Here is a 22,279-nt window from a genome sequence, read left to right on the forward strand (position 1 = left end):
GGTTCCTGCGCAACGGCAATCGGCGCAGGGTGAGTCGGCCCCTAAGGCGAGGCCGAAAGGCGTAGTCGATGGGAAACCGGTCAACAATCCGGTACTGACGGCAGCTGCGAAGGGGGGACGGAGAAGGCTACACCAGCCGGGGATTGGTAGTCCCGGTTTAACGGCGTAGGGAGAGGCTCCAGGCAAATCCGGAGCGTCAATCCTGAGACCGGACGACGAGGTCCTCGGACCGAAGTGGTCGATGCCCTGCTTCCAAGAAAAGCCCCTAAGCTTCAGGCTGTCGCCAACCGTACCCCAAACCGACACAGGTGGGCGAGGAGAGAATCCTCAGGCGCTGGAGAGAACTCGGGTGAAGGAACTCGGCAAACTAGCACCGTAACTTCGGGAGAAGGTGCGCCCGTGGTAGGTGAAGGCCCTCGCGGGTGGAGCGGAAGCGGGCCGCAGTGACCAGGTGGCTGCGACTGTTTACTAAAAACACAGCACTCTGCCAACACGAAAGTGGACGTATAGGGTGTGACGCCTGCCCGGTGCCGGAAGGTTAAGTGATGGGGTTAGCGCAAGCGAAGCTCTGGATCGAAGCCCCGGTAAACGGCGGCCGTAACTATAACGGTCCTAAGGTAGCGAAATTCCTTGTCGGGTAAGTTCCGACCTGCACGAATGGCGTAACGATAGCCACACTGTCTCCACCCGGGACTCCGTGAAATTGAATTCGCTGTGAAGATGCAGCGTACCCGCGGCAAGACGGAAAGACCCCGTGAACCTTCACTACAGCTTTGCACTGACTGTTGAGCCTTCTTGTGTAGGATAGGTGGGAGGCCTTGAAGCCGGAACGCCAGTTCCGGTGGAGCCACCCTTGAAATACCACCCTGGAATGCTTGAGAGTCTAACCTCGAACCTGAAACGGGTTCAGGGACCGTGCATGGTGGGTAGTTTGACTGGGGCGGTCTCCTCCCAAAGAGTAACGGAGGAGCGCGACGGTACCCTCAGCGCGGTCGGAAATCGCGCACAGCGTGCAAAGGCAAAGGGTGCTTGACTGCGAGACGGACAGGTCGAGCAGGGGCGAAAGCCGGTCTTAGTGATCCGGTGGTTCCGTATGGAAGGGCCATCGCTCAACGGATAAAAGGTACTCCGGGGATAACAGGCTGATACCGCCCAAGAGTCCCTATCGACGGCGGTGTTTGGCACCTCGATGTCGGCTCATCACATCCTGGGGCTGTAGTCGGTCCCAAGGGTATGGCTGTTCGCCATTTAAAGTGGTACGCGAGCTGGGTTTAGAACGTCGTGAGACAGTTCGGTCCCTATCTGCCGTGGGCGTTGGAGCGTTGCGGGGCGCTGTTCCTAGTACGAGAGGACCGGAATGGACAGACCTCTGGTGTACCGGTTGTCACGCCAGTGGCATCGCCGGGTAGCTACGTCCGGACGGGATAACCGCTGAAAGCATCTAAGCGGGAAGCCCCCCCCAAGATTAGCGCTCCCGAGTCCTTTGCGACTCCTGAAGGTTCGTTGAAGACCACAACGTCGATAGGCGTGGCGGTGGACGCGCAGTAATGCGTGCAGCCGACCCGTACTAATCAACCGTGCGGCTTGACCCGCTAACACCCAAGCCTTGGGTGTCCGGTTCCCTGCTTCACCCTCTTGCCCATCGCTCCTTCCCCCCTTTTCGCCTGGCGGCCTTCGCGTGCGGGAACCACTCGACCCCTTCCCGAACTCGACCGTGAAACCGCACCGCGCCGATGATCGTGTGAGAGTACTCATGCTAAAGTAGGTCCCCGCCAGGCGCTTTATGCCGAACCCAACCTCCAGTGATGGAGGTTGGGTTTTTGTTTTTCCTGGAACCCATATCGATAGGCAAAATCGCCTCATTCGGTAGCAGCAACTTCGCTGAATTCCGGTAGCAGTCGTTCGTATTCAGCGATCACTTGCGCCCCCAGTAGAATAATGATGCCAATGGCGTCCAAGGCCATCAGCGTAATGACTACCCCCGCCAGCGACCCGTATACCACGTTGACCGCCGACAGGTTGGCGAGATACCACACCATCCCGGCGCGGACGCCTTCCCAAAGCAACCCGCAATCACGCCGCCCATCAGCGTGCCGCCACGGCAGCCGACCTGCGGGCAGCAACTGGTAAATCAGGGTCAACGCCCCGATCGGACCCAGCAAGCCAAGCGCATACAGCATCCACGCCTGCAAATCACTTAATGACCATTGCCAGCCAAATACCTGGATATTGCCGGACATCAGGGTTTGCAGTACGCCAATCGCTACTGTCATCGCCAGTAAGCCAGATCCGAGCAGTAGCACTGCCAGATAGGGCAATAGCAGCGACATCAACCAGTTTCGACGATAGGCTGCATGGCGGTGGGAAAAAATGACGGTCATGGCGTTTTCCAGCACCCCAAAAGCGGTTGCGCTGAAAAACAGCAACGTCCCGGCCATCGTCCAACTCAGCACTCGTCGTTGCCCGAGAAATTGGGCGACCTGATTCAGAATCAGCTCCGACTCGCCGGGAACCAGTTGTTCCAGATAGTGATGCAGCAGGGCGAGCAGTTGCGCTTCGTTGACCACCTGCGACAGCGCGACCAGCAGGAGGATAACCAGCGGAACCAGAGCCAGCAGCGCGTAGTAAGCGATGGCGCCGGCCAGCAGAAAGCCCTGGTTGGCTTGAAATCGGCGCAGCATCCGCCCGGCGAAAACCAGCGGGTGACGCAGTACGAAGCGGGCCGGAGACGAAGAAGGCATGGCGGGAGCGCGCTCGCAGTTGGGGAAAACCGGACAATCATGCCAAAGTGAACCGGTTTTGACATGACATTCAGCGCGACTTTTGGTTAGGTGAAATCGAGATTAACAACCGATCCGGTTCATTTTTCCACTCCCAGCCGCTGTGACGACAACACCATGAACGCCAATAAAAAAGCTCTGAGACGTTGCGAAGATGCGCTGGCCCAGGCGCTTGATTACGCCGCTTGGAGCGAGGCGGCGCAGGACCATGACCGGTTGACTGGCGCGGCCAACTGGAAAGAACAGGCTGAATCACCGGATTATGATTACCGGCTGATTCAGGAACGATTGGCGGAATTACGCGAACTACGCCGCCATGGCGAGGTGGCCCGGCTGGTGTTTTGTCTGCACGAAGGCTTGCATGGCAATCTTGGCAACATCGCTAATCCGGCGCTGTACACGGGATGCCGATTTGGAACCAAGCGGTTGTTGACGGATTATCTCGATGAGATCGCGTCCGCGCTGGATTATCTCTGTGAATACGAAACGCCGGTTTTCCCTTTGGCCGACAAGTTGCGGTTCTTTGAACGCACCGCGCAGAGTTTTGGCCGGTCGGCGCTGATGTTAAGCGGCGGCGCCACTTTGGGCCTGTTTCATTTGGGCGTGATCAAGGCGCTGTGGTCGGAAGGCTTGTTGCCGCGCGTCGTCTCCGGCTCCAGTTCCGGCTCCATCGTAGCGGCGACCCTGGGCACTCATACCGATGCCGAACTGGCGCGGGTGTTCGACCCGGCCCTGTTTACCGTAGAGGCTTGGCGCAGTCTGGGCTTAAAGAGCCTGCTCAAGGGCAGCACCTTGATGGACAGTCGGCAGCTGGAGCGCTGCATTGAGCATAACGTCCATGCGCTGACTTTCGAGGAAGCCTTTGATCGCACCGGACGGATCGTCAGCATTCCGGTCTCGCCGGCCCGGGCGCACCAGCATTCGCGGTTGCTGAATTATCTGAGCGCTCCGAATGTGCTGATTCGCCGGGCGACGCTGGCGTCTTGCGCCATTCCAGGCGTGTTTCCAGCGGTGATGCTGGAGGCGCGGGACTTCAACGGCGTCACCGTTCCCTATATGCCCGGCGATAAGTGGGTGGATGGCACTTTGAACAGCGATTTGCCGATGCTGCGGGTAGCGCGGATGCACAACGTCAATCATTACATCGTCAGTCAGACCAATCCACACATCGTTCCCTTCCTTGGTGACGCAAAGCCCCGCGAGAAAGGGCTACTGTCGTTCACCCGCGATATCGTCAGTTCCACTTTTCAGCTTTATCTCAAGCATCTGCTCGACCTGGCCCGGCAGAATGTGGACTCCCATACGCTGGGACTGCTGCTGGACAAGGCTTATTCGGTGGCTGATCAGAGCTACAGCGGCGACATCACGATCGTGCCGCCGACCTGGCTGAACAACCTGCTGGATATTTTTTCCAATCCACGCCCGGAACGGATCGCTGAGTTCATCCTGACCGGCGAGCGGGCAACCTGGCCCAAACTGGAGCGGATCCGCAACGCGACCCGAATCAGTCGCGCCTTTGAACACGGCCTGGAGCGGCTGCGGACCCGGCTGGCATTCCCGGTCGCCGCTGATGAACCGGCTGGCCGCACTGCCATCTGAATGTCTTGCAAGTCCACTTCCTGATGGTTTCCGCCCAGTTCAGCGGATGGGGCGTTGGTATGTGTATTGCCTTGAAATAGCGGAAGTAGCTGGCTGAGTCAGTCTGACGGTCGTTCGCTCATATGGGCAAAAAGATGCAATGCTTCCATCTCGCAATAATACCGTGATTGCGCACTTTTATCATATAAGATATTGATTTTTAATTTTATTGTTTTTTGCAACTTTTGTTGGCATGAAAATTAACGCAAAAATAATCAAAATCTTACGGGGGTGCGCGCAAAGTCAGATAATAGCTTTATAAACCGGACTATTATTGCGATAGGCCGGTTTTGAATAAACCGCTTGGAGAGGGCGCTGAACATAGAAATACCTTAAGGTGTGACTGAGAGTTTCTTTATTTTACAACATGTTGAATGACCTTAAAAGGACTGGACTAACCTATCAAGGTATCACCATGACTGAACTAGCCTTACAACTGATCGCCGAAAATAAGAAAACTCGCGCGCCCTTTCTGGATCTGGGGCATTGCGGATTGACTGAAGTGCCGGAGGCGCTTGGGGAATTGACATGGCTGGAGGAATTGTCGTTCGCACGGCATTGGTGGGACGGAGAGGCGCCGAAAGACACCAGAAATAACGGCCCCAGGAACAATATCGCCCACCTTGCGCCCACGGCGGCTCGCAATCCCTTTGCTGGCCTGACGCGGCTCAAGAAGCTTTGGCTGGACGGTGGTCTTGCTAACCGGACCAACCTGGAAGACCTGTCCCCGCTGGTTGGGCTGGCGGGTTTGCAAACCCTCGACCTCTCGGGCACGAAGGTTACCGACCTGTCCCTGCTGGCCGGGTTGACGGGCTTGCAAACGCTCCGCCTCACGGACACCAAGGTCACCGACCTGTCTCCATTGGCCGGGTTGACGGAACTGCGAGCGCTCAATGTCAACTGGACGCCTGTCGCCGATCTGGCGCCCTTGGCCGGGCTGGCGCGGTTGCAAAGGCTCGGTGCCTGGAGAACGCAGGTCAGCGACCTGTCCCCGCTGGCCGGGCTGGCCGGGTTGCAATGGCTCAATGTTTCGATGACGCCGGTCGCCGATTTGTCCCCGCTGGCCGGGCTGAGGGGGCTGCGAAAGCTTGAATTTTCGAGTACCCAGGTTGCCAATTTGTCCCCGCTGGCCGGGTTGGCGAAATTGCAAGAGCTCGATTTCGCGTTTACGCCCGTGGCGGATCTGGCGCCCCTGGCCAAATTGACGGAGCTGCGCTGCCTTAATTTCCTCAGGGCAAATGTGTCCGACTTGTCCCCCCTGGCTGGGTTGAAGCACTTGCAGCGGCTCAATGTCTGCGCCACGCCAGTCACCGACCTGTCCCCGCTGGCCGGGCTGACGGAATTGCAGATGCTCGACAGCTCCAGCACGCCAGTCGCTGACCTGTCGCCGCTGGCCGGGTTGACGGAACTGCAAGCGCTTAACGTCCAGTGCAAGCATGTGACCGATTTGTCTCCCCTGGCCGGGCTGGTGCGTTTACAAGATCTTAGTATTGGGGGTACGGGGGTTACGGACCTGTCCCCGCTATCCGGGCTGACGGAACTGCGGAGACTCAAAGCCGCGCAGACGCCGGTCGCCGATCTGGCGTCTTTGTCTGGATTGGCGGGATTGCGGCGACTCGATCTCGCCGAGACGCCAGTCACTGATGTGGCCCCTTTGGCCGGGCTGGCGGAACTGCGGTTTCTCAACCTCAACGAGACGGCGGTCACCGACTTGGCGCCCTTGGCGGCGTTGATAAAAAGCGGCCTCCCCTTGCAGTGGCGCCTGGATGCGTCTGAAGACGGTATTTATGTCAGAGACTGCCCTCTCACCCATCCACCCGTCGAAATCGCCATGAAGAGCGACAAGGCCGTCCTCGATTTTTTCGAGAAAAAGGGTTGCGGGCTGGGATGAAGCATCGCCAAATCCCAGAAAGAAGCAATGCCCGCTGAGAGACTGTCGAGGAATTGTTCATTGATTTTTCAGAAAAATTTATCTATGGAACCGGATGGAAGTTGGTTTGGCAAACAAAAAGCCAACCAAAATGCGGTTAAACAATATATAAATCAAATAATTAGTTCTTGTACAATCTGTTAGGAATATGGAACATGGCTGGCCGATGAACGACACACTCCGTTCCCCTCCTCCCGGAACCCTGCCCGATTCCAGCCTGGCTGGAATCAGCCTGCTGCTGGCCGAGGATAACGAGATCAATCAGATCATTGCTGCCCGGCTGCTGAAAAAAGCGGGAGCGCAGGTCGTGGTGGTCAATCATGGTCGGGAGGCGCTGGAGCGTCTGCCGCTGGGTCTGGACGGCGAACCGTTTGATCTGGCGCTGCTGGATGTCGAAATGCCGGAACTGGACGGTTGCGAAGCGGCCCGGCGGATCGAGCCGATCCCCGTTTCGCACCCCGCCGATCATTGCCCTCACCGCACACTCGGCGCTTGAGGACCGGCAACGCTGTCTGGACGCCGGGATGAATGATCAACTCGCCAAACCCATTAACCCTGATCGGTTATTCGCCACTTTGCGGCGCTGGCTGCCGCAGTCGCCGGATGCAACGGCGCAACCGCCGACCGTGGCCTTAACCGCTGAATCTGCATCGGCGCTGCCGGAGTTGACCGGTCTGCTGGATACCGTCGCCGGCCTGAAACGGGCGGGCGGCGATCACACGCTATACCGCAGCCTGCTGGCTAGATACGCTGCCGGACAGTCCGATGCGCCGGCGCAGATTCAAGCCGCGCTGATCGCGGGCGATCTGGCGATGGCTGAACGGCTGGCGCATACCCTGAAAGGCGTGTCGGGCGCCATCGGCGCAATAACGGTTCAAGGGTTGGCCGCCACTCTGGAACAGGCGTTGCGGCAACGAGCCGGATGGGCGGGAGTCGATCCGTTGCTGGTCCAAACCGGGGCTGCGCTGGCCGAACTCATCGCCGCGCTGCAAGCGGCTTCGTTGACTGAACCGGCCCTGGCGGTGGCAGCGGTGGACCCGGCGGCGCTGGCGTCGATCCTGAAGCGGCTCGAAGTCTTGCTGCGTGATGATGATACTGAAGCGGTCGATTATTTGGCCGACCACCGGCAAACCCTGGCAGGGGCTTTGCCGGAAGCATCGTTCGCTGCGCTGGTTCAGGCGGTGGCGAATTATGATTTTGCTGAGGCGCTGCGCCGTCTCGGTACATTCAACCTCCTGGAGGCAGGCGGTCCTGATTGTGGACGATGTCCCGGATAACATCGCCCTGTTGAGCGCCTTGCTCAAAGATCGCTACCGGACCCGGGCCGCAACCAGCGGCCAGCGCGCCCTGGACATTGCCGCCGCCGATCCATTGCCGGACATGATCCTGCTCGACATCATGATGCCGAAGGCCGGGACTATCGTCCACGATCATGCTGGCCCGGATTGAAACCCACTCGGCAATGCCCAGGCGGCTGAAGGCTAGACGCCTTCCTGGAAGGTGCAACAGCGCACCCGAAATCGTCAATCACGCGATGGCCTCGCTGCGGAGGCCCGCGACAGCGAGACCGGCAACCATATCCGCCGCACCAGCACTATGTCCGGGCGCTGGCCAAACCCCAGCGCACGCGCTTTGCGTGCTTTGAGCGAGAGACGATTGAACTGCTGTTCAAGTCTGCGCCGCTGCATGACATCGGCAAGATCGGCATTCCGACCGGATTCTGCCGGCCGGGCCGGTTTACCAGTGAAGAATTCGAGATCATGAAGACCCACACCACGCTGGGCCGTGACGCAATCCTGGTGGCTGAACAGCATCTGGGGGTCAGCAATTCGTTTTTGCGCATCGCCCGCGAGATCGCCTACTCCCATCAGGAAAAGTGGGACGGCAGCGGCTATCCGCAGGCGCTGGCGGGGGACGATATTCCCATTGCGGCCCGGCTGATGGCGGTCGCGGATGTGTATGACGCCCTGATCAGCCGGCGGGTTTACAAACCGGACATGCCCCACCAGCAAGCGGTGACCATCATCATGCAAGGCAAGGGCAGTCATTTCGACCCGGATATCGCCGATGCTTTCCTGGACATCGCCGATGAATTCCAGGCCATTGCCCGGCGGTTTGCCGATGATCCGCAGATGATGCAGGACAAGTTGCGGCGGCTTGAGGCGGCGCTGGTTGAAGAGACCATCGTGCTGGGCGGCGCTTAGGACGGTGAAGCCCCTGACTCCAGCCAGATCAAACTCGCCATTCGTCCGGTGCGCTGCTCGCGGCGATAGGAAAAGAACCGCGCCGGGTCGCTGAAAGTGCAGCAATCCCCGCCATAAATCCCGTTCACGCCGAGGCGCTGCAATTGCCGCCGCGCCAGTTGGTAAAGATTGGCCAACCAGCGCCCGGTTAATGAACGCCGGAAACAATCCGCATTGCCCGCATCCAGCCCCAGAAACTCGGCGCGAACTTCCTCCCCGACTTCAAAAGCGTCCGGGCCAATTGCGGGTCCCAGCCAGACCAGCAGTTGACCGGCGGAAATCCCCAGTGACGCCACCGTCGCCGCAATTACTCCCCCCGCCAGCCCGCGCCAGCCGGCATGAGCCGCCGCCACCGCCGTTCCCGCCCGATCGCAAAACAGCACCGGCAGGCAATCGGCGGTCATCACCACGCAGGGCCGGCCCGGTTGCCGGGTCCAGGCCGCGTCAGCGGCGACAGGCGCACTGACCGTTTCGGCGGCGACCACGGTAATGCCGTGAACCTGCTCCAGCCAGGCCGGCTCTCCCGGCCAGCCCGCCACGGCTGCCAGTCGCCGGCGATTTTCGGCCACGTTAGCCGGATCATCGCCAACGTGTCCGGCCAGATTCAGACCATCATAGGGCGGCGGACTGATCCCGCCCCGGCGAGTCGCGCTGACCGCCCGCACCGCTGCCGGGGCCGGCCAGTCGGGGAAAATCAGATGTTCCGGGCGCAGCTCATTCAAGTCCATGTTTCGCATCCTCGGCCAATGCCGCCAGCAACTCCGCCAGATCAGGCGGAACTTCCGCTCGCCATTCCAGCCGCTCGCCACGGAGCGGATGAGTCAGCGCCAACCGTTCCGCGTGCAGTGCTTGTCGGCGAAACTGCTGAATCGCCTCGATGCAGCGCGGCGAAGCGTCCGGCGGAATTCGCAACCGTCCGCCATAGACCGGATCGCCCAGCAATGGCAGGCGAACATGGGCCATATGGACCCGAATCTGGTGCGTGCGACCCGTTTCCAGCTTGACCCGCAGCAGGGTATGGGCGTGGAACCGGCGCACGATCCGGTAATGGGTGATGGCGGGCCTGCCGCCGGGGGTGACCGCCATGCGTTGCCGATCCACCGGATGCCGCCCGACCGGCGCATCCACCGTGCCACCAGCGACCGGCAGGCCGTTGACCACAGCCAGATACTCGCGCTCGATAGTGCGGGCCTGCAATTGCGCGACCAGCGCGGTATGCGCCGGCAAGCTGCGAGCGACCACCAGCAAGCCGGTGGTTTCCTTGTCCAGCCGATGCACCAGCCCGGCGCGGGGCAATCCGGCCAGTTCCGGGCAACGATGCAACAGGGCGTTAACCAGCGTGCCGTCGCGGTTGCCGGCGGCGGGATGAGCCACCAGTCCCGCCGGCTTGTTGATCACCAGCAAATCAGCGTCTTCGTAGCAGAGCGTCAGTGGAATATCCTGGGCAATGGCGACGGTTTCGGTCGTCATCACCAGTTCGCCGCTGATGGTTTCGCCGCCAGCGACCGGATCGCGGGGGCGGCGGATTTGGCCGTTGACCCGCAAGTAACCGGCCTTCAGCCATTGTTGCAAGCGGCTGCGCGAATAGGCCGGCAGCAGTTCAGCCAGCGCCTGATCCAGCCGCATTCCGGCGCAGGCGGGGGGGATTTGGCAGGTCACGGCTTCGGTAATTGGCATGATGGTTTTTGGTGGTTCGGGCGTTATACTGAGCTAATGACTGGCTTCAAGATGCATTTTATCCCCGTGACTTCCGATTGCCGCCGTTCCCTGTTTTCAGCCATGCGCCCCCAACCTTCCTGACCGGCCTGCTCGCCGCCGTGCTGCTGGCGGGCTGTTCGTTGCTCCCGGATAAGATCGACGAGACCAAAGGCTGGTCGGCCCAGCGCCTGTACAGCGAAGCCAAAGAGTCGATGAACTCAGGCAACTACCGGATTGCCCTGGAGTATATGGACAAAATCCAGGCGCGCTATCAGTTTGGCCGTTACGCCCAGCAGGCCCAGCTCGACACCATTTTCATCCAGTATCGGGATAGCGAGCCGGACGCCGCGATTGCCGCCGCCGACCGCTTCATCAAGGCCAACCCGCGCCATCCCTTGTGGATTATGCCTGTCACATGAAAGGCCTGGTGAACTTCCAGCGCAGCAACACTCTGATCGACCGGATCGCCCCAGGTGACCGCGATAAGACTGACACCAGCACCGCCCGGCAGTCCTACAATGATTTCGCCGAGCTGGCGCGGAAATTCCCCGACAGCCGGTACGCCGAGGACGCCCGCAGCGGAATGCAGTTCCTGCATAACAGTCTGGCGGCCTATGAAGTCAATGTCGCCAGTTACTATCTGAAGCGGGGCGCTTACGTCGCGGCGGTCAACCGCGCCACCTATGTGCTGGAGACCTACGCCCGCACTCCGTCTACCGCCAGCGCCCTCAGCATCATGACCGAGGCTTACGTCAACATGGGTATGCCGCAACTGGCGGCGGACAGCCTGCGGGTGCTGGAGCGCAACTATCCGCAATCCCCGGACTTGCCGAAGCTGAACGCGCTGGTCAAGGGCGCGGGCTGAGCAGCCGCTGACCTCAAGGAGACCGCGCCATGTGGGATTTTTTACGACGGTTCGCCACCGCCAATCCATCCGCAAATACCAGCCGGATATGCCCATCGAAGCAAACCAAGCTGCGCCATTCTGGAAATGGCCTGCGCCGCGCCGTCAGCCGGCGATTTGCAGTCCTACCGGATCATTGTGGTGCGCGACCTGGCGGATCGGCGAGGCGCTGGTTCATGCCGCCCATCAGCAAACTTTCATGCCGGCGCCGGTCTGCCTGGTGTTCTGCGCCGATCCGGCCCGTTCGGAAACCGCTTTCGGCGAGCGCGGCGCCACGCTGTACGCCTTGCAGGACGCCACCATCGCCGCCGCCTATGCGCAACTGGCTATCGTCGCCGCCGGCATGGGTTCGACCTGGGTCGGCTATTTTGAGGAAGACCGGGTTTGCGCGGCGTTGCAGCTTGAACCAGGGCTGGGCCGCTTGCGCTGCTTAGCCTGGGCTATCCAGCTGAGTTGCAGGAGCCAGTTCCGCCGGCGGCTGGATCAAGTGGTGAAATGGCGGTGACGGTCTGACTGGCGCAAGGTCCGACGTGTCTGGTTTTCTGCCTTGACTTTTGATAGATTGTGAACAGCGATCCCTGTTTCCCCTGCCTTCCGGAAGCGCCCGCCCGTGAAAAACTACCTGGTCATTTCCGCCCTGGGCGAAGATCGTCCGGTCTGGTCAATGAACTGTCCCGCGATCCTCGACTGCGACTGCAGCATCCTCGACAGCCACACGAGCCGTCCTGGGCGGCAGTTCGCCATCCTGCTGCTGGTGCAGGGCAACTGGAATACCCTGACCAAGCTGGAAATGCACTTCAAGCGCCTGGAGCAGGCGCTGGGCATGACCATCGTCGCCAAGCGCACCGCCCCGGCGGCGGGCGACCCTGCTCTATCCACAGTAGAGGTGGTTGCGGTCAACCAGCCGGGCATCGTCCATCATCTGGCCAGCTTCTTCGCCAGCCGCTCGATCAACATTGAGGACCTGGTGACCCTGCAGTTACAGCGCCCGCACCGGCACCCCGATGTTTTCGGTTAATCTGGCGATTGGCATTCCCTCCAGCATGCACATCGCCATGTTGCGCGAGGAGTTTCTGGATTTCTGCGATGAGCTGAATCTGGATGCGGTGCTGGAACCGATCAAGGGATAGGCCGGGATGAGCGTGAGTGTCGGACAACCGGTTCCTGATTTCAGCGTCGCCGCGACCGGCGATCAAACCGTGCAGCTTTCCAATCTGGCGGGGCGGTGGGCAGTGCTGTACTTTCACCCCGGGACAATACCCCGGCTGCGCTGGAAGGCCAGCAGTTCGGCGAGTTGCACGCGCAGTTTTTGGCCTTGAACACAGTGGTGTTTGGCGTTTCCCGCGACAGTCTGCCCCGCCATGACCGTTTCCGCGCCCAGCATGATTTTCCATTTCACCTGATCGCCGATCCTGATGAAAGTCTGTGCCAGCTATTTGAAGTCATCAAGCTGAAAAGCATTACGGCAAGCAAGCGCTGGGCGTCGAACGCAACACCTTTCTGATTGACGCTGTGGAGTCTTGCGGCGGAGTGGCGCAAAGTCAAGATCGATGGTCACGCTGCCGAGGTGCTGGCGGCCATCGCCAGCCTTGCGGAACTCCGCTTGACGTTCGGCGGCTGCCGTCAGTCATCGCCCTGCGGTTGATGCGGCGGACTCACGATCGCATGGCCCTCGCCGAAACCCCGCTATCGCTAAAGTCGGCGGCCAACCGTTCACCCGGATTCCGCCCGATCTGTATATCCCGCCGGATGCGCTGGAAGTGTTTCTGGAAGCCTTCGAGGGGCCGCTGGATTTGCTGCTGTATCTGATTCAACGCCAGAATCTCAATATCCTCGATATTCCTATTGCGATTACCCGGCAACACGTGGACTATCTGGCGCTCATGCAGGAACTGCGGCTGGAGCTAGCGGCGGGTATCTGGTGATGGCGGCCTGGCTGGCCGGATCAAATCCCGATTGTTATTGCCGCGTCCGGCGTCCGCCGCCGCCGAAGAACTCGATCCCCGCGCCGAACTGGTGCGCCGGCTCCAGGAATACGAGCGGTTCCAGCAGGCGGCGCGGGCGCTGGACGCCTTGCCCCGCTGGGACTGACTGTTTCCCGGCCAGCGCGGAACCGGTTCAGCATGACCGGACGCGGACTCCGCCGCCGGTCAGTCTGGGCTGATCTGCTGGAGGCCCTGCGCGAAGTGATGACCCGGGCTGAACTGTTTATCCGCCACCGATCCATCGTGAACTGCTGTCGGTGCGCGAGCGGACAGAGCCAGGTGCTGGAGCAACTGGACACGCTGCGTTTTACTGCGTTTACCGCGCTGTTTCGCCCGGAAGAAGGGCGGATGGGGATCGTGGTCACTTTTATGGCGGTGCTGGAGCTGCTGCGCGAGGCGCTGCTGGAACTGGTGCAGACCGAACCGTTCGCGCCGATTCACGTTCGCCGCCGGGGTTGATGCATGGCGCCGCCGGAGCTGAAGATCATCCTCGAAGCGCTGTTGCTGGCCGCCGGCGAACCGCTGAGTCTGGAGCGGCTGCTGGATGCGTTCCCGGAAACCGAGCGACCGGAGCGGGAGGATTTACGCGCCGCGCTGGTGAAACTGGCGGCCAGTTACGCCGGGCGGGGGATGGAGCTGGTCGAAGTCGCCAGCGGCTTTCGTCTGCAAGTACCCAAAACTTTTGCGCCGTGGGTGTCCCGGCTGTCGGAAGAACGGGCCGCCCATTATTCTCCCCTGCTGGAAACCCTGGCGCTGATTGCGCATTATCGCCAACCGATCACAGGGCGAAATCGAGGAAGTGCGGGGTCAGCGTCAGCAGCAACATCGCGAAAACCTTGCAGGATCGGGACTGGATCAAGATCATCGGCCATCGTGAAGTCCACGGCCGGCCGGCGCTCACGCCACGACCGGGTGTTCCTCGATTATTTCAACCTCAGAACCTGGGTGATTTGCCGCCGCTGGCCGCACCGCTGATCTGGCGGCGATTGGCGCCGCATTAGAAGGTCACGCCGACCTGCCCGTCGCTTCTTCCGCTGACTCTTTACCGCAAACGGAATTTCCCGATGTCTGAACGCCTGCAAAATTCCTGGCCAGCGCTGGCTTTGGCTCCCGCCGCCAGATTGAAGACTGGATTCGGCAACGCCGGATCGTCGTCAACGGTCAACCGGCGCAACTTGGCCTGTCAGCCAGTAACGCCGATCACATCGAGATCGACGGGAAGCCGGTGCGGATCGCTCACCGACAACCCCGGCGGGTGCTGGCCTACTACAAGCCGGTGGAAATGACCTCCGCCGCGATCCTGAGGGTCGGCCCACCGTGTTTGATCGTCTGCCGCCGGTGCACGGCGGGCGCTGGATCGCGGTTGGCCGACCCGATCTCAATACCCAAGGGTTGCTGTTGTTGACCAATGACGGCGAAATCGCCAACCGCCTGATGCACCGTCCTCCGGGATTGACCGTGAATATGCGGTCCGGGTAGTGGGGAGGTGACGCCGGAGCAGTTGCAAGGTTGCTGGAAGGGGTGCTGCTGGACGACGGGGTGGCGCGGTTCGACGAGATGCGCGAGGCCGGCGGCGAGGGCGTCAATCACTGGTATCCGTCATTCTGCGCGAAGGTCGCCACCGCGAGGTGCGCCGGTTGGGGAATCGCAAGGGATCACCGTCAGCCGGCTGATTCGGGTGCGCTATGGACCGGTGGTGTTGCGGCGGGGTTTGCATCCGGGCCGCTGGGATGAACTCGATGAGGCGGAAATGGCGGAATTGATGAAAAGCGGTGAATTGCGAACCCGCCCCGGAACCGGAGCGCGCCGCTTGCCGGTCGCGCCGGTCGGGCCAAATTCCCATCATCGCCCGGATTCTCCAAGCCAGGAACCGGGACCCTGGGTCGGCGCAGGCCGCCGTTCTGTACCGAAGCGGGCCAAGTCTGCGCGAGCCGGCGAGGGCGGCGACGGCAAAGCGCTCTACGAGTCGCGCCGCCCCAGCCGAAACCGGTCCGTTGAATCCGGGTGCGGATTAATCGTCTGGGCGTGAGAGAACCGTCCGCTCAGTAAGGCCGGACGCCGAACAGGTAGGATGCAGCAGCAGCAAGAGGATAAAACCACCCAAACCCCAGGCGATTGGCCGGTGCAATTGGCCCAGGCCCAGGTCTGGCGACCACTGAGCATCGCCGCGAACGGCGCATAGAGGTCACGGCGACGAAGCGCTGCCAACGTTCGCCCTGAGTCGCGGCCATGCGGCGGTCGAGGTGCAGCGAGCCAAAGCAGCGCGGTCAGCAGGAACCCGCCAAAAAACAGCAGGAAGCCAGGTCGCCAGTTGGCGATAATAGGGATCGCCGCCCACAGCGTCGCGCCCCACATCACCGGATGACGGGTAATGCGCAATGCGCCGTTGACTGCGTCCGGCCGGCTGGGCGACTGTCTTCCATACCCAGCGCCGACGGATTCTTGGTCAGGACGCCACCCACGATCAGGATGAAGGCCGGCATCGCCAACAGGGGCAGATGCCGCAGTCCCGGTCCCGGAATCCACAGATAGACGTAGTGGGAAGCGTAGATGTAGCCGGTGATCATCGCGCCCAAGGTCAGCACGGTTGCCAGTAAAAACAGGCCCTGAAAGCCTTTTTCACCAATCTGTCCGGCAATCCGGTCATGCACTGGTGGATGGGCAAGGCCCAAATGGCTTACAAAAAAGGCGGCGCTGACAGACCGGTCGCCCACATTGCAGTGTCCATCGATTGGTTCCCCGAAGTTCAGAAATCCCGCCGCCCGGCGAAAGCGTGCGCCAGAGTGCCGCCGTCCACATATTCCAGTTCTCCGCCCAGCGGGACGCCGTGGGCGATGCGGGTGGCGCGGACGCCTGTTCACGGGCCAGTTCGGCGATGTAATACGCGGTGGCTTCACCTTCAACGGTCGGGTTGGTGGCGAGAATGATCTCGTGGATTTTGCCCCTCGGCCAGTCGCGCTTCCAGCCTCTCCAGCCCAGTTCCGCCGGCCCGATCCCGTCCAGCGGCGACAAATGGCCCATCAGCACGAAATACACGCCCTGAAAGCCGGTTCGCTTGTTACCGCCAGCACATCGGCAGGCGTTTCCATCACACAAAGCAATGATGGGTCGCGGTGCGGGTTGGCGCAAATGGAGCATAGATCGGTTTCACTCAGATCGCGGCAATGCAGGCAATGTCCAATGCCGATGAGCGCCGCTTGCGGAGGCCGAAACCAGGCGTTCTCCACCGTCGCGGTCCCGCTCCAGCAGATGCAGCGCCATCCGTTGCGCGGATTTTGGTCCCACGCCCGGCAGGCAACGCAAGGCGGTCATCAACTGGTTCAGCAATGGCGACCCGGCCAGGAAACCGGTCAGAACGGCAGTTTGAGGTCGCCAACAGGGCGGGCGGCAGGCCCATGCCGGCGGTCCAGACCGCCCATCTTGTCCTGCATGGTGCGCTCGGAACCCAACATCTACGCGATGTTCGACTTTTCAGGCGATCAGTCTCTCAAACTGGAGGTCTGAGCGGCCGAGTAGCCGGTTCACAAAAATACCCAAGGTGTGAGCCAACACTTTGCGTGCAATCCGGTTCGTCAAGTGCCACCGATCCCGTGCCCGGATTTTTTCAAAATGAAACCGCTCCGTGAGTTGGCTAATCACGGTTTCGACGCGACGGCGAGTGGTCATCAGGCGCTGGACAACACCAAGAGGGCGAGAATCGGTCATGTTGGCCCGCAATGGGGTTTGCAGGTCAATCCCGGTGGCAGCAAGTTCGGCCTTGAGGAAGGCACTGATATAGCCTTTATCGCCAATGACCAAACCCTGAACCCCATCGGTCAAATCCCACAGCGCCTCGCGTTCATCACCGGAAGCTGGGGTCACCGTCCAAGCGGTAATCACGCCATCCATCGTGACCATCAGATGTCCATGAAACCCATAATAAAACTGCTTTTTCGCGGCGCAATAACCATAGTCTGCTTCTCCGGCAAACACCCGGCAGCGTGAGGCGCGGGTCAGGACGCAGAGCGGCAGAGGACAGCCATCCACGAGATGAATGGAAGCCGCCACCGCTCCCAGGTCGAGGACCAACTGTTGATGCAGTTGCTGTTTAATCGCCCAGAGATTGGCGGCCTGCTGGGCAAACGTGGTGCGCGATCCCAGTTGAGGAAACCATAACGGCCAATGCTGGCGAAAATACTGCCAAATATGCTGATCCGTATCCAGGCCCAAGAACTCGCCTACGACTTCCATCGTCAGGACTTCACCGTCAGTCAACTTGGGGGTAAAACCCCGCTGGCGTAAGCGGTTATCCTCGATCAGGGGATTCAGGTGTTCTTCTATCCAGCAAAATAGCGTGATGATAAAGTCTTCGAGCGGCATGGCGGCATTCCCGGAACGTTGCGATGGTTGGTTCCTCTCAGCGTATCTCATACCGCCATGCCGCGCCGCCAAACCCTCATCAATCATCGGAAAAGTCGAACATCGCGTAGCAAGCGACAAGCCGCGCGCTCTCCCTGTGGATTCTTCCTTTGACCTTGACGATGCGGCGCTCCTGGACAAGGCCCGGAACGCCAGGAATGGGGCGCTTTTCGGGCGTTATGGTCTGGCGACCTGTCAGGGTATGGCGGCGACCATTCAGCGGCGGATTTGGCGCTTCTCGAACCTTCGGCGTTCTGGACTGGAAGCGACGCGGCCCGCATGGATCGGCTGTTTCGACAATCCGGGTTGATGCGCGACAAGTGGGATACCGTTCACCATGCAACCGGCGAAACCTATGGTCAGGCCAGCATTATCAAGGCGGTTGCTTTTTGCCGGGAAACCTACCGCGCTGGCGGCAAGGTTCAGGCCGCACAAAACAGGCTTTCACAGAGGAAGAAAATGTTGATTCTCATGCGTGTAAACTAAATTCAATCCTACGGTTCCTACAGTTCCTACATTTCCGCTTGAGATTCAATTAGATATTCCTACAGGAATCGGCGGACTATCCTACAGTTCTACATTTTTCGCCTGCCCTCTTCGTTGGAGGACACAGACAGCAAGGGAAATCCTGGAGCTAATCGAATCCAAAGTCGCCAAAACCTTGGCGGAATGCCTGAAAGCCCGGTTTGCGTTTTGTCGCCATGCGGGCTGCTGGTATGCCTTTGCTGAGACTCATTGGCAGATCATGAATGCCCCGGTCATTGATGAAGTGGTGACCCGGCTGCTCTATGAAGGCGCTCCCAGCGGGTTCAAGGCCCGGACCCCCAGGCAATTCTGAGTCTGCTGACCAAAGGCTTGTTGCCGCTCCCAGATATGGCGACAGCCGATTGCCGACGCATCCCGTTCAATAATGGTTTGCTTGACCCCATCACCCGCACCTTGACCCCGATCACGCCCGACAATGCGCTGACTTGGAGCTTGCCGTATGCCTACGATCCCGCCGCCGATTGCCCAACCATCAAGGCATGGTTACGCCAAGCCGTTAGCGGGGAAGACAGCGAAGATTCCGATAACCCGGACGATTTGGTTGAATTTATCCGGGCTTGGTTTGCCGCCTGCTCACCGGACGCGCTGATCTCCGTGTTCCTGCACCAGCCATTCCCTGGCAAAACCGGCAAAGGAACGCCGATCCGCCTAGCCGAGGCGTTGATTGATCTCGCAACGCGACCGTAACCAACTTGCGGAACTTGGAAACCAATCGTTTTGAGACTGCCGCGCTTTACCGCAAGCGGCTGGTGGCTATCACGGATTCCGGCAAATACGGCGGCAGCTTGATGTTTTCAAGCGCTAACCGGTCAGACCCGTTGCGCCCCGGAACGCAAAGCACCAGCAGCAGGCGCAACTTTTATCTTTGATGGAACGGTCTGATTGCCAGCAACGAACCGTTGCAGTTCAACGATTACACCGGCGCTGTCGAACGGCGCCGCCTGACTGTTGAGTTTTCCCGCCGGGTTACTGATGAGGAACGCGGCGCTTGGGATGTTCAAGGCGGCGAAACCGCCGTACTGCATCGGAGATTCCTGGCTTGGTCAACTGGGTCTTGGCAGTAAGCCGGGATGAAGTGACCCACCGGATCAGGAGTCGCCCACAACAGGTTTCACGGGCGAATCAAGCGGCGATGCAGCACAGCAACCCCGCTGCCGATTGGCTGATTCAACAGGTTGTCCCTGATCCTGTTCGCAGTTTGATGATTGGCGGTTGCGTTGAAGTCACCCTCACCACCGCACAGGTTCAGGTGAAAGCGAGTCGCGCAAGATTTTGAGCAGGCCGATAACCACGCCTATCCCAACTATCGGGCTTGGTGTCCCGGTTTAGTCGCACACCGGTTTCAACCCGCCGCTTTCTGGTTTGGTTATCGACCTTGCCAGAACATTAGCGAATGATGTTCGCAAAGATAGGAATGAAATAGGTATGCTTATCAAAGGATTGAGACTGCGATTGAGCAGCGACGGCAATCAAGCATTTTGGGGCGGGAATGTGGAAACTTCGGATGGCTGTAGGATGGCTGTAGGATCACCTAGTGAAAATTCACTAGAAAAACAAAGGTGAATGTAGGAACTGTAGGAACTGTAGGAAAACACCCAACAAATTATTCCCTATACACGCAAGAGAACGCATCACCGCTCGCTCTTCGCATTGTCGGAACCCTTCAAGCGGCTGGCCCCGGTGGCATGACCCCGACGATCTGACCGGACGGTTGACTTGGTAAGACCGGCCCGGCGCTGGTGAATGCCTGCATCAATCACCCTGCTGTTGTCTGGTCGGATTGGAAAGGTGAACGGGAAGCTGGTTGCCAACCCGAAGCGCGGCATTGATGTTCAGGCCACCTCAAGCGCCTTGCCAGCGGGTATGTCGCACCGGCCCAGGCGGAACAAAATTTTCATAACCCCATACAAACACATAGCCATAATCCATCCGATTATGTTGATGGTAGCTTTCATCAATGAATCTTGAACTGCTGACTCGAATTGATGTTGCTGAAAAGACTGGCTCTTACCCGACAACTTGGCTGCTGATATTCGCCGGGCGCTACTGGTTAATATGCCCCACAGTGATCGGCTTCTTTGGAGAAACGATTTATATCGCCAGGCGCTGACCTGATACCCGGATCGCCCTGGCAACGTGCGGGCTATCTGGCGAAAATCATAAAACACTGGACCGGACGCCATTCCAGTGATCCGATTCGCCAGTATCTTTCGAGATGAAAGCGCTAGGCGTTCGGCTCCTGGTTTCCCCAAAGAAAAATTATGAAGTACTGACCAAAAACTGATCCCTTGGTCAGTGACCCCCCCACAAAATGGGGTCATGAACACCATCCCGATCTACGACGACATTACCCCGGCGACGACCCTACAGGTTCGCACTGCCCTCGCCCGCAATCCGACCGCGCCTGTAACCGTGCGGATTAACAGTCCAGGCGGGTCCCCAATTGAAGCCACCACGATTCACAATCTTCGCAAGCGCATCGTGGAGCCGTGCGGATTGTTGTCGAGGGCTTTGCCGCCAGCGCCGCGATCCTGCCTTGTTGCGCTGGCTACCGCACTTGCACCCAGCAACGCCATTTTCATGATTCATGGCGGATGGACTCAGCAACGGCGGCACCGCCCGCCGCTTGCGGAATCCGCCGATGCTGTTGAGAAAATTTCTGACGGCATGGCGCGGATCATCGCCGCCAAAACACACCGCCCGCTAACCGAGATGCGCCGCTTACTGAGCGATGGTGATGACCATTGGCTGACTGCGGATGAAGCGCTGGCCCCGGGCTTGATTAACGAAGTCACTCCCGAACTGGCCATTGCGGCCCGGCTCGGCTCCCCACAACTCCCTGAGCGATTCCACAACATGACCGACCTGAACTTTGCGCCGACGCCACCACCACTGAGCGCCAGCGCATCGTTGCCATTACCCAGCTCTTTCAAACTGCCCGCCCCGGCCGCTATCCTGCCCCCCGAGCTTGCAGCCCTGGAAAACGAACCGATTGATTCCGGCGCTTCATCCACGAGGCCCGCGAGCGGATAGCAAAATGGGCGCCGCGGGTGAACCGCTCGGGACCGGACAAGGGTTCGTGGGCGGTTATGCCGCGCAAACGCCCGTAAGCCTGCCGGACGGTCCGTTAACCCGTGACTTTTACGCCGTCAACGCCCGTTTGTGGGGAATCCGGTTCCCCTATGGTGGTCATGGCTATCGGGGCTTTATTGACGCCACAGCGGACAGCCTCGCGCAACGCATGGGCGCCCGGCTGAGGATGTCCATCCCGACGCCCGTGATTTTCAAGGCGTCAGCCTTGGCCAGCCTCGCCGTGCTGGCGCTACAGGCCAGTGGCTGCAACCAGTCGGCTTAACCGGCGCTTCGCTGTTCCAAGCGGCCAACACATCCAGCGACTTCCCGATCCTGTTGCAGGAAGCCGGAAACCGGACCTTGGTCAGTCGCTATGAGCAACTGGTTCACCACTGGACCTGTGGAAATCGGCGATGCGCCCAATTTCAAACCCAGAAAGCGGTCAATATCAGTGCATTCGGGTTTGGAACTCAAACAGGAAGCCGGCGAAATCCAGTATGGTTCTATGCAGGAAGGCGCGGAATCCTATCAGGTGGCGACCTATGCCAAGGGCTTTCTCATTCAGCCGTGAAGCCCAGATCACGACGATCTGGACGCCATTGGCGCGATGCTGCGCACTGCCGCGAATGCCGCCGCCCGCCTGGAACGGGATTTAGTGTTTCGGGTATTGACCGCCAACAGATTGATGAGCGACGGCAAGGCGCTGTTTTCACGCCGATCATGGCAACCTGATACCAGCGCTGCCGGGATTAACGTGGGTTTGGGTAAAGCCCGCGCCTTGATGCGCAAACAGATGGATTCCAGCGGAGGATTCATTCTGTCCACCCCGCGCTTTGTGGTGTGCCCTGTGGCGCTGGAAAGCGATGCAGAAGGGCTTGTCGCGTCCCTGAGTTATCACCCTGACTTGGCGGATATCATGCAAACCCCGCCTTGGGTCAAGAGTCTGCGCATCGTTGCTGATCCGCGCCTGGACGTGAATGACGCCGCCGACTGGTTTCGTTGTCCGAACCCGTGACCGCGCCCGTTATCCGTCTGGCGTTCCTCAACGGTCAACAGGCCCGGTGATTGAACAGGAAGCCGACTTT

The 22,279-nt window shown here is 59.9% G+C and carries 20 protein-coding genes, 2 rRNA genes and 9 pseudogenes (1 of these 31 running past the window's edge); 23 read left to right on the plus strand and 8 right to left on the minus strand.

Features of this window, described 5'->3' with window-relative positions; translation table 11 throughout:
• Both IPN92_20615 and rrf read left to right on the plus strand, forming a co-directional pair.
• A 23S ribosomal RNA gene (locus IPN92_20615) occupies positions 1-1,592 on the plus strand (it extends 1,296 nt beyond the left edge of the window).
• Positions 1,593-1,663: 71 nt separating this feature from the next.
• Positions 1,664-1,778, plus strand: a 5S ribosomal RNA gene (gene rrf, locus IPN92_20620).
• Positions 1,779-1,859: 81 nt separating this feature from the next.
• Here the strand turns inward: rrf and IPN92_20625 are convergent.
• The gene (locus IPN92_20625) at positions 1,860-2,741 is read right to left on the minus strand and encodes a YihY/virulence factor BrkB family protein (protein ID MBK8640564.1); all 882 of its coding nucleotides are present in this window, start codon (positions 2,739-2,741) and stop codon (positions 1,860-1,862) included.
• Positions 2,742-2,897: 156 nt separating this feature from the next.
• On the opposite strand from IPN92_20625, the gene IPN92_20630 reads away from it, so the two are divergent.
• From IPN92_20630 to IPN92_20655, 6 genes and pseudogenes are all read left to right on the plus strand, one after another.
• Positions 2,898-4,379 (plus strand): DUF3336 domain-containing protein, encoded by a 1,482-nt coding sequence (locus IPN92_20630; protein ID MBK8640565.1) that lies wholly within the window; start codon positions 2,898-2,900, stop codon positions 4,377-4,379.
• A 454-nt stretch (positions 4,380-4,833) separates the two neighbouring features.
• A complete protein-coding gene (locus IPN92_20635; protein ID MBK8640566.1) occupies positions 4,834-6,309 on the plus strand; it encodes a leucine-rich repeat domain-containing protein in 1,476 nt (491 codons plus the stop codon).
• A 205-nt stretch (positions 6,310-6,514) separates the two neighbouring features.
• The gene (locus IPN92_20640) at positions 6,515-6,844 is read left to right on the plus strand and encodes a response regulator (GenBank protein ID MBK8640567.1); all 330 of its coding nucleotides are present in this window, start codon (positions 6,515-6,517) and stop codon (positions 6,842-6,844) included.
• Positions 6,738-7,625 (plus strand): Hpt domain-containing protein, encoded by an 888-nt coding sequence (locus tag IPN92_20645; GenBank protein MBK8640568.1) that lies wholly within the window; start codon positions 6,738-6,740, stop codon positions 7,623-7,625. The genes IPN92_20640 and IPN92_20645 overlap by 107 nt, the downstream gene beginning before the upstream one ends.
• The gene (locus IPN92_20650) at positions 7,540-7,797 is read left to right on the plus strand and encodes a response regulator (protein ID MBK8640569.1); all 258 of its coding nucleotides are present in this window, start codon (positions 7,540-7,542) and stop codon (positions 7,795-7,797) included. The genes IPN92_20645 and IPN92_20650 overlap by 86 nt, the downstream gene beginning before the upstream one ends.
• A 51-nt stretch (positions 7,798-7,848) precedes the next feature.
• A pseudogene (locus IPN92_20655) lies at positions 7,849-8,552 on the plus strand (HD domain-containing protein).
• Here IPN92_20655 and pgeF read toward each other — a convergent pair.
• Both pgeF and rluD read right to left on the minus strand, forming a co-directional pair.
• Positions 8,549-9,319, minus strand: coding sequence for a peptidoglycan editing factor PgeF (pgeF, locus tag IPN92_20660; protein MBK8640570.1), 771 nt, complete (start codon positions 9,317-9,319; stop codon positions 8,549-8,551). The pseudogene IPN92_20655 and the gene pgeF overlap by 4 nt on opposite strands.
• Positions 9,306-10,268 (minus strand): 23S rRNA pseudouridine(1911/1915/1917) synthase RluD, encoded by a 963-nt coding sequence (rluD, locus tag IPN92_20665; protein ID MBK8640571.1) that lies wholly within the window; start codon positions 10,266-10,268, stop codon positions 9,306-9,308. Before rluD ends, pgeF begins: the two co-directional genes overlap by 14 nt.
• Before the next feature lie 77 nt (positions 10,269-10,345).
• Here rluD and IPN92_20670 point away from each other — a divergent pair.
• The 7 pseudogenes from IPN92_20670 (at position 10,346) to IPN92_20700 (ending at position 15,207) form a co-directional block, all read left to right on the plus strand.
• Positions 10,346-11,154, plus strand: a pseudogene (locus IPN92_20670) (outer membrane protein assembly factor BamD).
• Between the two features lie 88 nt (positions 11,155-11,242).
• Positions 11,243-11,698: pseudogene (locus IPN92_20675) on the plus strand (nitroreductase family protein).
• 159 nt (positions 11,699-11,857) lie between these two features.
• Positions 11,858-12,323, plus strand: a pseudogene (locus IPN92_20680) (glycine cleavage system protein R).
• Between the two features lie 6 nt (positions 12,324-12,329).
• A pseudogene (locus tag IPN92_20685) lies at positions 12,330-12,838 on the plus strand (peroxiredoxin).
• Positions 12,839-12,881: 43 nt separating this feature from the next.
• Positions 12,882-13,637, plus strand: a pseudogene (locus IPN92_20690) (segregation/condensation protein A).
• A gap of 3 nt (positions 13,638-13,640) precedes the next feature.
• Positions 13,641-14,179: pseudogene (locus IPN92_20695) on the plus strand (SMC-Scp complex subunit ScpB).
• Between the two features lie 63 nt (positions 14,180-14,242).
• Positions 14,243-15,207, plus strand: a pseudogene (locus IPN92_20700) (rRNA pseudouridine synthase).
• Here the strand turns inward: IPN92_20700 and IPN92_20705 are convergent.
• From IPN92_20705 to IPN92_20720, 4 genes and pseudogenes are all read right to left on the minus strand, one after another.
• A complete protein-coding gene (locus IPN92_20705; GenBank protein MBK8640572.1) occupies positions 15,138-15,557 on the minus strand; it encodes a hypothetical protein in 420 nt (139 codons plus the stop codon). The pseudogene IPN92_20700 and the gene IPN92_20705 overlap by 70 nt on opposite strands.
• Positions 15,533-15,892, minus strand: a complete 360-nt coding sequence (locus tag IPN92_20710; protein MBK8640573.1) for a hypothetical protein — start codon at positions 15,890-15,892, stop codon at positions 15,533-15,535. Before IPN92_20710 ends, IPN92_20705 begins: the two co-directional genes overlap by 25 nt.
• Before the next feature lie 32 nt (positions 15,893-15,924).
• Positions 15,925-16,520, minus strand: a pseudogene (gene recR, locus IPN92_20715) (recombination protein RecR).
• Positions 16,521-16,649: 129 nt separating this feature from the next.
• The gene (locus IPN92_20720) at positions 16,650-17,537 is read right to left on the minus strand and encodes an IS982 family transposase (GenBank protein ID MBK8640574.1); all 888 of its coding nucleotides are present in this window, start codon (positions 17,535-17,537) and stop codon (positions 16,650-16,652) included.
• Positions 17,538-17,855: 318 nt separating this feature from the next.
• On the opposite strand from IPN92_20720, the gene IPN92_20725 reads away from it, so the two are divergent.
• Complete coding sequence (locus tag IPN92_20725) at positions 17,856-18,062, plus strand: hypothetical protein (protein MBK8640575.1); 207 nt, start codon at positions 17,856-17,858, stop codon at positions 18,060-18,062.
• A gap of 387 nt (positions 18,063-18,449) precedes the next feature.
• Positions 18,450-18,809 carry a hypothetical protein gene (locus IPN92_20730; protein ID MBK8640576.1) on the plus strand — a complete coding sequence of 120 codons (360 nt, stop codon included), beginning with the start codon at positions 18,450-18,452 and terminating at the stop codon, positions 18,807-18,809.
• 122 nt (positions 18,810-18,931) lie between these two features.
• Here IPN92_20730 and IPN92_20735 read toward each other — a convergent pair whose 3' ends face one another.
• Positions 18,932-19,147 carry a hypothetical protein gene (locus tag IPN92_20735; GenBank protein ID MBK8640577.1) on the minus strand — a complete coding sequence of 72 codons (216 nt, stop codon included), beginning with the start codon at positions 19,145-19,147 and terminating at the stop codon, positions 18,932-18,934.
• A 14-nt stretch (positions 19,148-19,161) separates the two neighbouring features.
• Here IPN92_20735 and IPN92_20740 point away from each other — a divergent pair, with 14 nt between their 5' ends.
• From IPN92_20740 to IPN92_20765, 6 genes are all read left to right on the plus strand, one after another.
• The gene (locus tag IPN92_20740) at positions 19,162-19,398 is read left to right on the plus strand and encodes a hypothetical protein (protein ID MBK8640578.1); all 237 of its coding nucleotides are present in this window, start codon (positions 19,162-19,164) and stop codon (positions 19,396-19,398) included.
• Between the two features lie 681 nt (positions 19,399-20,079).
• A complete protein-coding gene (locus IPN92_20745; protein ID MBK8640579.1) occupies positions 20,080-20,232 on the plus strand; it encodes a hypothetical protein in 153 nt (50 codons plus the stop codon).
• Between the two features lie 209 nt (positions 20,233-20,441).
• A complete protein-coding gene (locus tag IPN92_20750) occupies positions 20,442-21,155 on the plus strand; it encodes an ATP-dependent Clp protease proteolytic subunit (protein ID MBK8640580.1) in 714 nt (237 codons plus the stop codon).
• Between the two features lie 4 nt (positions 21,156-21,159).
• Positions 21,160-21,477, plus strand: a complete 318-nt coding sequence (locus tag IPN92_20755) for a hypothetical protein (GenBank protein ID MBK8640581.1) — start codon at positions 21,160-21,162, stop codon at positions 21,475-21,477.
• Between the two features lie 90 nt (positions 21,478-21,567).
• Positions 21,568-21,765, plus strand: coding sequence for a hypothetical protein (locus IPN92_20760; GenBank protein ID MBK8640582.1), 198 nt, complete (start codon positions 21,568-21,570; stop codon positions 21,763-21,765).
• Positions 21,766-21,801: 36 nt separating this feature from the next.
• Entirely contained in the window at positions 21,802-22,209 is a 408-nt protein-coding gene (locus IPN92_20765) for a hypothetical protein (protein MBK8640583.1), read from the plus strand.
• The last annotated feature ends 70 nt before the right edge of the window (positions 22,210-22,279 follow it).

The organism is Chromatiaceae bacterium (genome assembly GCA_016714645.1).
GTDB lineage: Bacteria > Pseudomonadota > Gammaproteobacteria > Chromatiales > Chromatiaceae > M0108.